The sequence below is a fragment of the Phormidesmis sp. 146-33 genome, from assembly GCF_052939515.1.
Map to the genome: position 1 here is coordinate 1 of NZ_JBJPHU010000150.1, position 14,435 is coordinate 14,435.

At 48.9% G+C, this 14,435-nt stretch carries 12 protein-coding genes; 6 read left to right on the forward strand and 6 right to left on the reverse strand.

Annotated elements, in window-relative coordinates:
• Positions 1 to 519: 519 nt before the first annotated feature.
• Both ACJ2PR_RS32050 and gyrB read right to left on the reverse strand, forming a co-directional pair.
• Positions 520 to 1,119, reverse strand: coding sequence for a Uma2 family endonuclease (locus ACJ2PR_RS32050; protein ID WP_446880038.1), 600 nt, complete (start codon positions 1,117 to 1,119; stop codon positions 520 to 522).
• Positions 1,120 to 1,390: 271 nt separating this feature from the next.
• Positions 1,391 to 4,636, reverse strand: coding sequence for a DNA topoisomerase (ATP-hydrolyzing) subunit B (gyrB, locus tag ACJ2PR_RS32055; RefSeq protein ID WP_446880039.1), 3,246 nt, complete (start codon positions 4,634 to 4,636; stop codon positions 1,391 to 1,393).
• Positions 4,637 to 4,762: 126 nt separating this feature from the next.
• On the opposite strand from gyrB, the gene miaA reads away from it, so the two are divergent.
• The 5 genes from miaA (at position 4,763) to ACJ2PR_RS32080 (ending at position 8,574) form a co-directional block, all read left to right on the forward strand.
• On the forward strand, positions 4,763 to 5,830 hold the full coding sequence (miaA, locus tag ACJ2PR_RS32060) for a tRNA (adenosine(37)-N6)-dimethylallyltransferase MiaA (protein ID WP_446880040.1): 1,068 nt from the start codon (positions 4,763 to 4,765) through the stop codon (positions 5,828 to 5,830).
• Between the two features lie 6 nt (positions 5,831 to 5,836).
• On the forward strand, positions 5,837 to 6,319 hold the full coding sequence (locus ACJ2PR_RS32065) for a glutathione peroxidase (protein WP_446880041.1): 483 nt from the start codon (positions 5,837 to 5,839) through the stop codon (positions 6,317 to 6,319).
• Positions 6,320 to 6,337: 18 nt separating this feature from the next.
• The gene (locus tag ACJ2PR_RS32070) at positions 6,338 to 6,889 is read left to right on the forward strand and encodes a Uma2 family endonuclease (protein WP_446880042.1); all 552 of its coding nucleotides are present in this window, start codon (positions 6,338 to 6,340) and stop codon (positions 6,887 to 6,889) included.
• 25 nt (positions 6,890 to 6,914) lie between these two features.
• The gene (locus ACJ2PR_RS32075) at positions 6,915 to 7,706 is read left to right on the forward strand and encodes a YdcF family protein (protein ID WP_446880043.1); all 792 of its coding nucleotides are present in this window, start codon (positions 6,915 to 6,917) and stop codon (positions 7,704 to 7,706) included.
• A gap of 196 nt (positions 7,707 to 7,902) precedes the next feature.
• Positions 7,903 to 8,574: a HEAT repeat domain-containing protein gene (locus ACJ2PR_RS32080; RefSeq protein WP_446856773.1), complete on the forward strand. Its 672-nt coding sequence runs from the start codon at positions 7,903 to 7,905 to the stop codon at positions 8,572 to 8,574.
• Between the two features lie 115 nt (positions 8,575 to 8,689).
• On the opposite strand, the gene ACJ2PR_RS32085 is transcribed toward ACJ2PR_RS32080, so the two are convergent.
• Together ACJ2PR_RS32085 and ACJ2PR_RS32090 are read right to left on the reverse strand one after the other, a co-directional pair.
• On the reverse strand, positions 8,690 to 9,313 hold the full coding sequence (locus ACJ2PR_RS32085) for a CatB-related O-acetyltransferase (protein WP_446880044.1): 624 nt from the start codon (positions 9,311 to 9,313) through the stop codon (positions 8,690 to 8,692).
• A gap of 5 nt (positions 9,314 to 9,318) precedes the next feature.
• Complete coding sequence (locus ACJ2PR_RS32090) at positions 9,319 to 10,284, reverse strand: glycosyltransferase family 9 protein (RefSeq protein ID WP_446880045.1); 966 nt, start codon at positions 10,282 to 10,284, stop codon at positions 9,319 to 9,321.
• 228 nt (positions 10,285 to 10,512) lie between these two features.
• On the opposite strand from ACJ2PR_RS32090, the gene ispD reads away from it, so the two are divergent.
• Entirely contained in the window at positions 10,513 to 11,220 is a 708-nt protein-coding gene (ispD, locus tag ACJ2PR_RS32095; protein ID WP_446880046.1) for a 2-C-methyl-D-erythritol 4-phosphate cytidylyltransferase, read from the forward strand.
• Between the two features lie 45 nt (positions 11,221 to 11,265).
• Here the strand turns inward: ispD and ACJ2PR_RS32100 are convergent, their stop codons facing one another.
• Together ACJ2PR_RS32100 and ACJ2PR_RS32105 are read right to left on the reverse strand one after the other, a co-directional pair.
• The gene (locus ACJ2PR_RS32100) at positions 11,266 to 12,402 is read right to left on the reverse strand and encodes a tetratricopeptide repeat protein (RefSeq protein ID WP_446880047.1); all 1,137 of its coding nucleotides are present in this window, start codon (positions 12,400 to 12,402) and stop codon (positions 11,266 to 11,268) included.
• 171 nt (positions 12,403 to 12,573) lie between these two features.
• On the reverse strand, positions 12,574 to 14,367 hold the full coding sequence (locus ACJ2PR_RS32105; RefSeq protein ID WP_446880049.1) for an adenylate/guanylate cyclase domain-containing protein: 1,794 nt from the start codon (positions 14,365 to 14,367) through the stop codon (positions 12,574 to 12,576).
• Positions 14,368 to 14,435 lie beyond the last annotated feature (68 nt).

Consider the following 14,435-nt stretch of genomic DNA (forward strand, 5'->3'; position numbering starts at 1 on the left):
TTTAGGGGGCTGCCCGGATTTGTAACGGCAGCGAAGGATTTCATCGAATTCACGTAATTGTTAACGTCAATTCGAGAAAGTTTATTGCTTGGGCGCTAGGCCCCCATTCTCCCCATTCTGGAGAACTTTAAGACCAGATTTTTGGCTCAAACTCTTTCAGAATAGGGGATTGTGGGAGCGTTTCTAGAGCAGTATAAGATCGCACATAGGCTGCAAATGTTTGAACGAGAATGCAAGGTTTTAGAGGATGCTTTAAAGGTCTTTTGTTGTGAAGATAGAGACTCGGAGATCCCCGCCGCCCCCTCAAAAGGGGGATTTTAAACCTGGTTCCTCCCTTTTTAAGGGTGCTAGGGGGGATCTAACCCGTTCTGCTAGCAGCGAGATGACTTTTAAGACATCCTCTTAGATTCTTTTAGTCGCATTAAACTGCAATTTCCTCGTACTTAAGTTGCAAAATCACTAAATGAATCGCGCATCTGTAATTCTCTAGAACCACAATTTATCTCTACGCTTTGTCTACTAGACTCTTGAAATCGCACTCTTAGACGTCCGCATAGCTTCTAGCCAGTCTGTTTCGCCAATTAAAACACAGCGAGAAAGTAGCTCAATGTCTAAATTTGCTAGTTCGGGAATTTGGCTTTTGTAAATTCGGGTGTACCCGCTCTCTCCTAACCGATACAGGGTGAGCAGTCCATCCTTCCAAAGCCAAACTTCAGGTACTCTTAACGCTTGATAACGTTCTAACTTTGTGACAGAACCGCTTGTAAAGATGACCTCAATGGAAAGATCTGGGATGGATTTAGCTTCCCCAAAGCAGTAGGATTCATCCGCCTGAGCAGAAGCCACTCCTTCCTGCTCCTGGGTAACAGAGCCGGTCGGAATGATCCGAATATCCCACTCAAAAAAGAATGCTTCGAGGAGAGCCGCGATGACTTTTTTGAAAATTTCGTGCGGTTGCCCTGGCATGAATACTTCAACCACTCCTTCATAAAAGCTCAACCGCACACCTGGGTGTCCTTCTAAGCCCTTTTGAATACATTTGAATTGTTCCCAGGTGCGATCGTAGTAGACGGCTACCTTATCTTCTGACAATCTTGATTTTTCAAGCGCCTGTGTCATGATTGGCTTCGCTCCAAATGCTCTCTGTGATCCATCCGCCAAATCGTTTTGTCTATTTTAAACTCAGCATCAGTTCTAGACTTCGCATACAGAGAAGAAACCACCAGCGAACCTCAACCAGTACTGGGGTCAGGTGCGGTTATGGCTAGATTTGGTGCTGAGTTTAACAGACACTTTTAGCCTGACTGGACTGAGTGATTTGCAAGTATTGCGCGACAATTTTTTAGTTTTTGCGTGACAAATTGCAACTTACGGGCGACCAGGCAGTAGCTTAAATGTCCAGATCGGTCAGATTCATCTTCGGCCCGTAGGTTTCGATAAACTCGCGACGGGGAGCGACTCGATCGCCCATCAGCACCGTAAACACGCGATCGGCTTCAGCAGCGTCTTCGATCTCAACTCGTTTTAGCGTCCGGGTTTCAGGATTCATGGTCGTATCCCAGAGTTGCTGAGGCATCATTTCGCCTAGTCCCTTAAATCGCTGAATCGTGTAGTTGGCGTTTTGGGGAAATTCGGAAATGCGCTGTTGCAGTTCGCGATCGCTGTAGCAATAGAAATGGTTGCGGCCTCGCTCTAATTTATAAAGCGGCGGACAGGCGATATACACAAAGCCCTGATCAACCATCAACCGCTGATAGCGATAAAAGAACGTCAGCAGCAACGTGCGAATGTGTGCGCCATCTACGTCTGCATCAGTCATGATTACAATTCGGTGATAGCGCAGTTGAGACGAGTCAAACTCTTCACCTTTAATCCCCAATCCCAACGCCGTGATCAACGCTTGAATTTCAGTATTCTTGTAAATCTTCGCATCGTCCGTTTTCTCAATGTTGAGAATCTTACCCCGCAGCGGCAAGATTGCCTGAAAACGCCGATCGCGCCCTTGCTTGGCACTGTTATGAACAAAGACACCACTCGCCAACGCAAAGTTATGAGTGTGGGGCACTTCAATGTCATAGACATCAAACTGCTCAGTCAACGACTCCACTGAAACAACGCGATGATTATAGTTTGAAACTGCTTCCAGCGCTTGACTCGGCGAACCGTCAAAATAGCGATCGCAAAAGGTTTCAAACTTCAGCAGTGACTTATCTCTGGTTTGGATTCGGTAAGCTCGATAAGCCTCCAAATCTGTCGTTCCTTGCTCAACTTCAATTTGCTTGAGAACCTTGAGGGTTTTCTGATAATAGGTCTGCTGCAAGGCAAGTTTGCGCTGCGATCGAAACTCAGGTGTCCATTGCTTTTTTGTTTTTTGTCTCCGCCAAGCCAGCAAATCGGCATCTTGCCACTGTGTTTTTGCTTGCTGAGACAGCATTTCTCGTGCTTCAGGATGTTGTGCAAAGAACTGAGTAACTCGTTCTGATTGAGCTAAACGGTTTTCTTGAACGCTCCAATAGTCTCGCTGCGCCTGATTGAGATAAGCCGCGTTTTGCTGACGATACAATGAGTTTGTGTTGTAGAACGTCTGCCACTGCGCCATCATGTAGGCTTTGTAAGTCTTATCTTGCCATTGCGCCTTTGCTTGCTCAGAAAGAATTTGGCGTGTTTTGGGCTGCTTCATGCGATCGCTCATCTTGGCGCGAAATGCCGCATCTTGATGAATTGATCGACACTTTTCAACCACATCGGCTCGATGCAGTGTTTTAGATAATTGAAGACGATGCAGTTCTAGATGCTCGGTTGCAGATAAGCGTTGGATGTTGGAGGGATTGTTGTTGCGTTTGTTGAAATCAAGGTGATGACGATGATCTCCAGAAGCTTTGGAATAGACCCCTTGCCAGCAGTTATACCAATCCGCTAAAACGTGGGTAAATAGCCATAAGTCGCTGCGGGGGTTCCAGACCATTTCGTAGCCGTCGATCGTGATTCCGCTTTCGGCTGTGCTGGAGAGCTTGCGGTAGAGCGGCATTAGCGAATCGTGAGAAGTCAACTCAGCGGCAGGCTTGTAGGTGCCATCTCGTAACATAAAGCGGTGGTCAGGCGTACAGACAATTTCTTCACCATTGTCTAGTGTGACCTTGACGACAGTCGCATTCTGTTTTGTGATGCGCGGGTTGATGATCTGCTCCAGTCCGATCGAGCCGTCTTTGCGAATGGTGTAGCAGAAATGCTCTCGACCGATCGCCTGTTCTGCCACGATTTCTTCAAAGCTGAGATGACGACCATCTGCCAAAGCAACCTGTGTATCTCCCCGAAAACAACCGCCCGCAGAATCACCTTCCACGATGAAGATTTCCGATTCGCCAGGGTCACGCGACGCACAATCCGCCAGCTTACCGGGCAGCGTCGAAGATTCTAAAACAGACTTACGTCGGACTAATTCTCTGGCTCGACGGGCCGCTTCTGCCGCATTAAAGGCTTGAATCGCCTTTTCGAGAATGGCATCCGCAACGCCAGGACGAAACTCCAGATACTCCGTCAACACCTCGCCCACCAGCGAATCGACGATGCCTCGAACTTCGGTATTGCCCAGCTTTGTCTTGGTTTGTCCTTCAAATTCGGGGTCAGGGACTTTGACCGAAATCACGCCCGTCAACCCTTCGCGAATGTTTTCTCCGGCAAGATTGGATTCGCCTTCTTTGATTTTGTTGCGTTTACGAGCGATCGCATTCAGCGTTCGAGTCAGAACCGCCTTCAAGCCTTCTAAGTGGGTGCCGCCGTCGATCGTGCGAATGTTATTGGCAAAGCCGAGAATATTATCGGTGTAAGCATCCACACACCATTGCAGCGAGACTTCCACCTGGACATTGTTGCGTTCGCCATGCACAAAGATCACTTCTTCGTGGAGCGGCTGCTTGTCGCGGTTCATGTAGCTGATGTATTCGCGAATCCCGCCTTCATAGAAGTAGGTTTCGACGTGTGGCTGACCGTCTTCGAGCGAGTCAGGGCGGCTGTCGCTAAAGGTGATTCTCACGCCACCATTCAAGTAGGCCAACTCTCTGAGGCGGCCGGCGATCGTCGAGTAGTCAAACTCAATACTCGTTACAAAAATCGTGGTATCAGGCAAAAAAGAAACGGAGGTGCCTGTACGAGCGGGGTCTGGCGATGGTTTGACTTCTAGAGTGCCGATCGCAATGCCGCGTTCAAAGCGCTGAGTATGAACTTTTTTCTCACGCCAAACGCTGACTTCGACCCATTCAGACAAGGCGTTGACAACCGAAATCCCAACGCCGTGAAGGCCGCCAGAGACTTTATAGCCACCGCCGCCAAACTTTCCGCCTGCGTGGAGGATCGTCATGACCGTTTCGAGGGCCGACTTACCCGTGCGGGGGTGAATGTCGGTCGGGATGCCGCGCCCATCGTCTGTGACCGAGACGGAACCATCGGCATTGAGGCTAACTTCGATATTTTTGCAGTAGCCCGCCAGCGCCTCATCGACTGAGTTGTCTACAACCTCGTAAACTAAGTGGTGAAGTCCTCGTGGGCCTGTACTTCCGATGTACATTCCGGGCCGCTTCCGAACAGGCTCAAGACCTTCGAGGACTTGAATCTGATCAGCACCGTAATTAGTTGTCATAAGTGAAGCGCTCCATTGGGCAGTCTGAAACTCTCTAATGATTCAGAGGACAAATTCTATAAAAATTTTAGCACAAAAGCCTTATAAGCGATTTATGAGCAATCTCAAGCGGATTTTATGATGGGGATGGATCAGTCTATTTTGCCTAAAGATTTTGGAAACGATCGCCCTCTCCCTCAAACCAATACAAATGTACCCTATCTCATTGTAATCTGTGGAGCCACCGCCACAGGAAAATCTGGGTTGGCGCTTGCGATCGCCCAACGGTTAAATTCAGCCATTGTCAGCGCCGATTCCCGTCAAGTGTATCGAGAGTTTAACATCGGAACTGCAAAACCAACCCTCTCAGAGCAAAAACAAGTTTTCCACCATCTCATTGACGTTTGTGACCCCACCGAAACGCTGACCCTGGCAGAGTATCAAACGCAAGCAAGACAAACGATCGAGCAACATCCTGGTTTCTCACTTCCCCTCTCCAAACCAGAAGGTTCTACAAAAAACACCTCACGCCTCACGCCTCACGCCTCACTTCTAGTCGGCGGCACCGGACTCTATATTAAATCGATCGTTCAAGGTCTCAAAATTCCCAGAGTCTCGCCTCAGCCAGAATTGCGATCGCAGCTTCAATCTCTCGGTCAGGGTCAGCTTTATCAGTTCTTACAGCAGGTCGATCCCGCTTCCGCTCAAAAGATTCATGCCAATGATCAGGTGCGAACGCTGCGAGCATTGGAAGTGTTTTATGTGACGGGTCGCCCGATTTCTGAGCAGCAGGGTGAGGCTCCGCCCAGGTATCCGATTCTGCAAATTGGACTGGATTGTGTCGATGTCGAAGCGGGCGACCCCTTGCGGGTAACTCGAGGAGAGCGTCGCATTCAAAAACGCACAGCCCAAATGATCGAGTTGGGATTTGAAACAGAAGTGCGATCGCTGTGCGAGAAGTATGGCGAAGATTTGCCCCTATTGGATACGCTCGGATATCGTGAAATGAAATCGTATCTCAGAGGTGAGATTTCTCTAACTGAAGCGCAGAAAGCGATCGTTCTGCATACGCGCCAATTTGCCAAACGTCAGCGCACCTGGTTTCGAGCAGATTCGAGAATTGAATGGTTTGATGCCGATCACCCCGATTTACTAGAACAGGTCTGGCAGCGAATCCAGAATTTTGTAGATAATGAAGTCGCTAAAGCAGAGTGAAAATTTATGAGCAGCGTTTCTGAGATTACAGTGAAGACGATCGACGGCACAGACAAAAAGCTGGCAGACTACGCCGGAAACGTTTTGCTCGTGGTCAATGTGGCTTCTTACTGCGGCTATACGCCTCAATACAAAGGGCTAGAACAACTCAATCAACAATACAAAGACAAAGGGTTGCGCGTGTTGGGCTTTCCCTGCAACGATTTTGGAGCGCAAGAACCCGGAACCAATGAGGAAATTGTGCAGTTTTGCGATAGCAGCTATGGGGTAACGTTTGAGCTATTTGACAAAGTTCACGCCAAAGGAGCCAATCAGCATCCACTCTACAAAACCTTGACGGATTCTGTGATTCCCGCAGGCGATGTGAGTTGGAATTTTGAGAAATTTCTCATTAGCAAAACAGGTGAAGTTATCGCTCGATGTCGCAGCAGTGTGGCACCCAATTCTTCAGAGTTAACGAGTGCGATCGAGCAAGCATTAGCCAAGTAATCAGAGAGCGATCGACCAATGACTATCATCCTTGCAAAATGGACAATTGACGACTATCACAAGATGATCGAAGCGGGCATTTTGGACGATCGCCACGTCGAATTACTCAACGGAGAAATCACAGAAATGCCGCCCGAAGGAGAACGCCACGCCCACCTCAGCACTCGATCGGCTGACTATTTGAGAGAGTTATTGCGAGGTCGCGCCCACATTCGAGTAGACAAACCGATCACATTACCAGGCAATTCAGAACCCGAACCCGACATTGCGATCGTTCAATCTTTAGGTGATATTTATTTCGATCATCATCCCTATCCAGAAGACATTTTTTGGCTGATTGAATTCTCTAATTCTAGTTTGGCAAAAGATCTAGAAATCAAGAGCAAAGTTTATGCAAAATTGAGCATTTCTGAATATTGGGTCGTCAATTTGCAGAAGATGGAATTAATTGTTTTTCGAGAACCGATCGACAGCAATTATCAATCTCAAATCACGCTAAACGAGGGAGAAATAACGCCTATTTCATCCCCAGATATTTTGGTTTCTATCAGTCAGCTATTGAAGAAATAAGACGAGCACCCTTACTTTTTGATTCATGTTTTTATTTCTGTCTAAACTGCTGCCTCTATTTTTCTATCCATTGGGGTTGAGTTGTTTGTTGCTGATTGTGACCTTTATTTTGGTGTGGAAGCGACCGAGATTAGCCGCCTTTACGATCGCGCTCACCTTGATCATTCTTCTCGTCAGCAGTAGCGCCTGGGCCAGTGATTGGCTGGTACGATCGCTCGAATTTCAAAATATTCCATCGGGTGAAGTGCCCAAAGCAGAGGCGATCGTCGTCCTGGGTGGCGCAACCGAGTCGCAAGTTCCCCCGCGTCCCTGGGTCGAAATTCGAGAAGAAGGCGATCGCGTTCTCTACGCTGCAAAACTGTATCGCGAGGGCAAAGCACCCCGTTTGATTCTCAGCGGTGGCCGCCTTGAGTGGAATCGTGGAGTCAACGCCGAATCATCCGATATGGCAACACTATTAGAAGCGATGGGTGTACCCAAATCAGCAATACTCGAAGACCCCACTTCGCTCAACACGCGCGAGAATGCTGTGAATGTAAAACAAATCATGGACGCGCAAAAGATTCGACAAATTTTGTTAGTCACTTCTGCATTGCACATGCCCCGATCGCTATTAATTTTCAAAAGGGTGGGCGTAACTGCGATCGCCGCTCCAGCCGACTTTACTGCCCTACAGCTTGACAAGCCAGAAGCCAGAGCCAGTCTAGAGTTAAACACGCTTAACACGCTACCCGATGCCGAGCAACTCCGACGCACCACCAGAGCGCTCAAAGAATATGTAGGCATTGCCGTCTATTGGCTAAGAGGTTGGATTTAACCAAGGTTGCAAAATTTTTTGGGTTAGAAATCTTGTCTTAAAGTCATTCAGAATTAGGGGCAGAAGGACAAATAACGCAGCGGAAGACCTCAACCTCTTCGAGTGACCCGCACGGAGTCGAATTGAGATATTTTTAATGTTCGAGTGTTGGTCTAGCTTCTACAATAGGAGAGCAATATAAAGTTTTGTAAAAATTATGAGTCTTAGCATCGACGAAATTTCGAGCCAGCTTGACAGTGAAAGTTCGCGCGATCGCATGATTGCTTTAGCATCTCTGCGACATATTCCTGCCGAAGAAGCGGTGCCGTTGATCAAAAAAGTGTTGAATGACGAGAGCTTACAGATTCGATCGATGGCGGTCTTTGCACTGGGACTCAAGCAAACCGACGAATGCTATCCGATTTTGATTCACCTGTTGGAAAATGAGAAAGACTATGGAATTCGTGCAGATGCGGCGGGTGCGCTGGGGTATCTAGAAGACATTCGGGCTTTTGAACCGTTAGTTCGCGCCTTTTACGAAGACACGGATTGGCTGGTGCGATTTAGTGCGGCCGTCGCGTTGGGCAATCTCAAAGATCCTCGCGCCAGAGATGTGCTGGTTCGCGCCCTGGATAGTGAAGAAGTCGTGCTACAACAGGCGGCGATCGCGGCTCTTGGTGAAATCAAAGCGGTCGATGCGGTCGATCAGGTGTTGAGATTTGCTCAGTCCGACGATTGGCTGGTGCGCCAGAGATTGGCCGAAGCGTTGAGCCACATGCCCAGCGAAAAGAGTATTTCAGCCCTCAAATATTTAGAAAAAGACAGCAACCCCAGTGTGGCGCAGGCTTCTCGATTGTCGCTGCAAAAGCTGATGAGGGAAGAAGCGTAAAAGACGGAGGTTCCTTTGCTTGTCAGATTCAGAATTTGTTAAATGTTGATCGAGTCTGGAGTGATCAAAACGAGCCTTGATCGCACTCAAGGGAACCAGAGATCTGATAATTCTTCTACTCAGCATTTCTCAGCGCTCGAATGTCAGTGTCCATAATCAAACCAATGTTGCGGGTGATCTTGTCGATGGCCCAATTCCACCATTGAATCTCTAAAAGTTGGGCAATCTCAGCCTCACTAAACCGCAGTTTGAGCACACGAGCAGGATTTCCCCCCGCGATCGTATAAGGCGGAACGTCCTTTACCACAACCGACTTCGCAGCAATCACCGCCCCATCTCCAATCTGTACTCCTGGCATGATCAGCGATTCATAGCCAATCCACACGTCGTTTCCGACTATCGTATCGCCTCGACTGGGCAGATCCATTAGCTTAGACATTTCGGCTTCCCAGTCTCCGCCAAAAATGGGAAATGGATACGTGGAAATGCCGTCTAGCTTGTGGTTTGCGCCATTCATGATGAACTTAACATTCGTCGCAATGGCGCAAAACTTACCGATGATCAGTCGATCGCTCCCATCATTGTAGAGAACGTTTCGCTCAAAACCCTGAGAATCGATCGGATCGTCATAATACGAAAAGTCACCCACGATAATGTTGGGCGAGGTCACACAATTTTTGAGGAAACAGATGCGCGGTTGATGAGCGATCGGATAGCGCTGATGGGGGTCAGGTTCCATCTCAACTAGCCATTCCACACGCGATCGAGAATCGTTTGGGGTGAGAGATCTGCCATCTTCCCGGTAGGGGACTTAATGCCTAAAACTCGTTCACTCTTGGGCAGCAGCTTGTCAGGATCGGTCGGCCCAAATAATGCCAACGTGTAAGTTTGAGCGGCGATCGCTAAATGCATCGGAGCGCTATCAGTACAGAGCATCAGACTCGCTCCCGCAATCATCGCTACCAGTTTGCCAATATTGTCGGGTGACGTGACTTTGAGTTTGGGAAGGGTTTGGGTCAGAGCGCCGACGATCGCCCCATCATCCGGGCCTTTGATCAGTACGATCGGCAATTCTGGTTGACGTTGCTGAAAATCCCGAATGATCGCTTGCCAGCTTTCGACGGGATAAAGTTTGTCGATGCCTTTCTGTTGAGAAAGCTCACTCGCGCCGCCGTGAATCACCACATAGCGACCGTCTTGAATGCCCAACCGCTTGCGCTCACCGTCTGCCCACTCCAAATCTTTGGTCGGCACACTCACCGATAATTCTGGCGTTGGCGTATTGATCCCCAAGCCTTTGAGTAGGTCATGGTACATCGTCGCCGCATACTGATCCGGGTTAAGCGGAATGGTCTTCGTCAAAAACAGCTTCGACGTTGACCCCGACCCATAGCCAATCCGCGTCGGAACGCCACTCAACCATAGCAAAAATCCCACCGATCCCCGCTGTCCTAGTGTTAGCGCCAGATCGTACTCGCGATCGCGAATCACTCCCAACAGATTGCCAAAATCAGCGAGGCTGTTGCTGCCTTTAAAGTCAAACAAAATCGTATCGTTGACAGACTTAGAAACTCGATAAGCGCCTTTCGCTCTCGGCTCAACCACTACATCGATCTGGGCATCAGGATACGCCTTTTTGAGATCTTCGATCGTCGGGAAGAATAGAATTTGATCGCCAATTCCGCCAGGAACTAGAGCAAGGATTCTCATAACATTTCTTTAAGCGCTGTCCGCTCACTATTCTATGTGAATTTGAGCTAGTGTCTTGAATTATTCGCGCTCCTGATTTGGGCTTTCTGAAACCCTTGCCTAGAGGGACTCAATTTTTATTCTCTAGTCCATCGCGAATAATTCGTGACACTACCGAATGTAGATCGATTAAACTCATCCGAACGTGACCAATTGATCTTTTTTCTCTTTCTAATTTGAGGCATTTTCGTGTATTTACTCATTCCCGCAGCCGGATCAGGGCGACGCATGGGCAGCGCGTGGCAAAGTCAGGGCAAACCCCCTCGTAACAAACTACTGCTGCAACTTCGGGGCAAGCCTCTGATCGCTTGGACGCTGATTGCCGCAGAAGCCGCCGACTCGATTCGCTGGATTGGTATAATCGGTCAACCCGACGACTGGGAAGCGTTTAAGCAGATTATCGCATCCTTGGCGCTCACCAAATCTGTGCAGTTCATTCAGGGAGGCGCAACCCGGCAAGAATCGGTGTATCACGGCTTACAGGCACTTCCCCCCGATGCAGATCAGGTGTTGATTCATGATGGGGCGAGATGTCTGGCAACCCCGGATTTGCTTGATCGCTGTTCTCAAGCGCTGCTGACCTGTTCGGGATTTGTGGTGGCGGTTCCCGTGAAAGACACGATTAAGGTCGTCGATGCTGATCGCGTGGTCAAAAGTACGCCCGATCGCAGTCAACTCTGGGCCGCCCAAACGCCTCAAGGCTTCTCAGTCCCGCTACTTAAGAAGTGCCATGCTGAAGGCCGTGAGCATGGATGGGAAGTGACAGACGACGCAGCCCTGTTTGAGAAATGTGGCTTGCCCGTACAAATTGTTGAAGGCGAAGAAGCCAATTTGAAAGTGACGACTCCGATGGACCTGGCGATCGCTGACTTTATTCTTCGACAACGAGAAGCGTAGGTAACTGGTTACGGTGAGAAGATTGAATCCATGCCAAAAAACGGCTCACTTCAACTCTTTGAGCACCTTCTCTACTTGACTGACTTCTTCGGACTTGCCCTGTTGCTGATAGAGAGAGCGGGCCTGCTCAAAAGCAGAGATTGCCTCAGAGGATCGATTGCGGGCCCGGAGCGCCGTTCCTAATTGAAAGTACGCACGAGGATTTTGTGGCTCAAGCTCAATGACTTCTCGATAAACCAAAATTGCCCGCATGTATTCCTGCTGGTCTAGTGCCAACTCTCCTAAAGCGACTTGAGCATCCACCAGTTTGGGACTGACATTGACCGCCCGTTGATAAGAAGACAGAGCGCCCTGGATATCGCCCGTTTGCTGCAAGATTTTGCCAACTTGAAGGTGCAGCTTGCCGTTGGTGGGATCGCGTTTGATAGCTCGATTAAAAGCTGCTAGTGCCGCAGGTCGATCGCCCTGACTCAACCAGGCCATCCCTAACCCAATTTGAGCGTTACTGTTGCGAGGATCAAGCTCAACGGCGCGATTTAAGGCAGCGATCGCTTGTTTGGGTTGATCTTGCTGAAGCAGCATGAACCCGATCGAAGCTTGAGCCTGAGCATTTTTGGGATCGAGAGAGATGACTCGTCGATAGGTTTCGATCGCTTTGTCATATTGACCCTGACGCAGTAGAACGGCTCCTAAACCCAGATGAGCATTGAGATTTTTGGGAGCAAGCTGAGTAGCTCGACGATAAGCGGTCGTGGCGGCGGCATCGTCTCCTAAATTAGCCAGACTAAAGGCGAGGGCGTACTCAAAATCAGGATTGCTCGGATCAAGCACGATCGCTTGCTGATAAGCCTGCACCGCTGCCTGAAAGTTGCCTTTTTGGGCTTGGATGTAGCCGATTCCAGAAAAGATTCGGGGATTTTTTTCGTCGATCGCGGCGGCTCTCTGATAGATTGCCAGGGCTTCTGCCAGGTTGCCTCCGTCTAACAAGTCACGCCCCTGTTGCAGCAAATCATTGAGGTCTGACTGGGTAGCGTTTAGATTAGACGCTTGTGCCAAAACGCTTTGAGGAGGCAAAATCAACAATCCGCCCAATAGCAGGCAGGCCATCTGCGTCAGCAGATATCTCTTCGAGAGCGCGACGTTTGATCCGTGCCAAGGCAATCGATCAGAAATTCTAGACATGGTGCGGTGCAAAGGAATGGAAGTATCAGATCGGTTATTATTTGTTTTTGTAATATTATTTGTTTTTGTAAATGGAAAAGACTGCCCTCCTGAAAGCACTAAAGCTCCGTCCAAGAAAGTTTTATGATTCTACCAACATCTCATCCTTTTACATAACTTGACGTTACACGATCAGAAAATTTGCCGACCTGTGAGGAGATAGGTCTTCATTTCTCCTTTGCTTTTGATAGAGATGGCACCTCTTTTAGTGAAGTGATACTGATGCTTTAGTAATTGATAAGTGGTTGCCGAAACTTGGATTTGTCCGGTTAATCCGTGAGACTCCATGCGATTTGCAGTGTTCACAGTGTCACCCCACAGATCGTAAATAAATTTTTTAACCCCAATCACGCCTGCGACGACCGAGCCACTGTGAATTCCAATGCGCATTCTAAACTCTTTGTGGTTCTTGAGATTAAATTGAGCCAGGGCTGCTTGCATTTCTAACGCCATTTCTGCGATCGCCTGAGCGTGATCCTTGCGTCGATTGGGCACACCGCCTACGACCATGTAAGCATCCCCGATCGTTTTGATTTTTTCTAACCCATAGCGATCGCTTAAGTGATCAAATGCCGAAAAGATTTCGTTGAGCAAGCTGACCAATTCGATCGGCGAAAGGCTGACTGTCAACTGTGTAAACCCCACCAGATCTGCAAACAAAACCGTTGTCTCATCAAACTGTTCGGCGATACCGCTCCATTGATTGCCCGGTTGTTCGAGTTTGATTTGTTCTTGTTTGAGACGATCGACAATCGATCGGGGCAGCACATTGCACAAGAGATGCTCAGTCTGGCGCTGCTGATCAGAAAGGGCGATTTCGGCTCGTTTGCGCTGGATAAATTCACCCAACTGATTGCCAATTACCATCAAAGTCTGAATCAAGGCAGGGTCGGGCTGTCTGACCTCGCGGCTCAAAAATGTCACCACGCCCAAAACTTCGTTGTTGCTGTAAATTGGAACGCCGAAAGCTGCGTGTAGTCCGGCTTGGACGGCGACCCCTTGCGGGTAACTCGAAGAGATCGTCGAGGGCAAAAAATCTGCCTGAGCTACATCTGAGATCCACAGGGGAGATTGGTCTTTCCAGATTTGTCCGGGCAGCCCTGAGCCGAAGGTAAAGGTGGTCTCGCGCATGGCTTTCACATATTTTAGAGCGCCGCTCAAGGGTCTAGACCAGATTTCTACACAGTGCAAACCCAAAGCAGAACAGCGCGGAAATTCTTCTGGCAAAAAGGGCAGTTCTTCGGTGACTTGTTCTTGAGGCATCCACAGTTCAACGATGTCCCATTCCAGGCTTTGACAAATCGCGGGCAAGAGTTTTGCAACGGCCGTCGTCAGCGTTGGGGATCTGGAGAGAATGCCGCTGGTCGTATACTGAGCCATCAACCGCTGCTGAGTACGCTGCTGCTCGGTGACATCTCGACCGATGTAGATAAAGTCTGTGGTTTGATCGAGTCCGGTCTGGATCATTGAGCAAGAAAAAGCAATCGATCGCTTCTCTCCCGTTTTGGTTCGACAGACCACTTCAACATCTCTCAAGACTCTGCCCTGAAAAGCCACCGACGGCTGAATGGCTTGAGGCATAAAGTTTGGGTCGGCAATGATCAGGGAGAGCGGCTGGTGAATGAGGTCTTGGCGATCGTATTCCAGCAGTTCTTGAGTCGCTTGATTGACGGTTTTGATGATTCCTAGCGAAGTGGTGACGATTAGCGCGTCCGCCATCGACGTGATGATTTTATCGACATATTTTTTAGAGGTTTCTAATGCGCCAAGAAGCAGGCTCATTTCGTTAGCGCCCTGCACCAGACTTTGTTCGAGCGTCATGCGTTCAGAAACGTCTTCTAAAAAAAGAATCAGCGAACGGTTGCAGTCACCTTCGTCATGCTTGAGGGCGTAGAGGTCAAAGTAACGATGAGAACCATCTGGCAAAGCACGAGCGATCGCACTTAGGGCCTATCCGAAAACCATAAAATCTGTGAGATGATGAAGGCAAGCGA

Bases quoted from the DNA above. Each gene is read 5' to 3' on its own strand.
- ACJ2PR_RS32050 (WP_446880038.1), bottom strand. From the start codon at position 1,119: ATGACACAGGCGCTTGAAAAATCAAGATTGTCAGAAGATAAGGTAGCC.
- gyrB (WP_446880039.1), bottom strand. From the start codon at position 4,636: ATGACAACTAATTACGGTGCTGATCAGATTCAAGTCCTCGAAGGTCTT.
- miaA (WP_446880040.1), top strand. From the start codon at position 4,763: ATGGATCAGTCTATTTTGCCTAAAGATTTTGGAAACGATCGCCCTCTC.
- ACJ2PR_RS32065 (WP_446880041.1), top strand. From the start codon at position 5,837: ATGAGCAGCGTTTCTGAGATTACAGTGAAGACGATCGACGGCACAGAC.
- ACJ2PR_RS32070 (WP_446880042.1), top strand. From the start codon at position 6,338: ATGACTATCATCCTTGCAAAATGGACAATTGACGACTATCACAAGATG.
- ACJ2PR_RS32075 (WP_446880043.1), top strand. From the start codon at position 6,915: ATGTTTTTATTTCTGTCTAAACTGCTGCCTCTATTTTTCTATCCATTG.
- ACJ2PR_RS32080 (WP_446856773.1), top strand. From the start codon at position 7,903: ATGAGTCTTAGCATCGACGAAATTTCGAGCCAGCTTGACAGTGAAAGT.
- ACJ2PR_RS32085 (WP_446880044.1), bottom strand. From the start codon at position 9,313: ATGGAACCTGACCCCCATCAGCGCTATCCGATCGCTCATCAACCGCGC.
- ACJ2PR_RS32090 (WP_446880045.1), bottom strand. From the start codon at position 10,284: ATGAGAATCCTTGCTCTAGTTCCTGGCGGAATTGGCGATCAAATTCTA.
- ACJ2PR_RS32100 (WP_446880047.1), bottom strand. From the start codon at position 12,402: ATGTCTAGAATTTCTGATCGATTGCCTTGGCACGGATCAAACGTCGCG.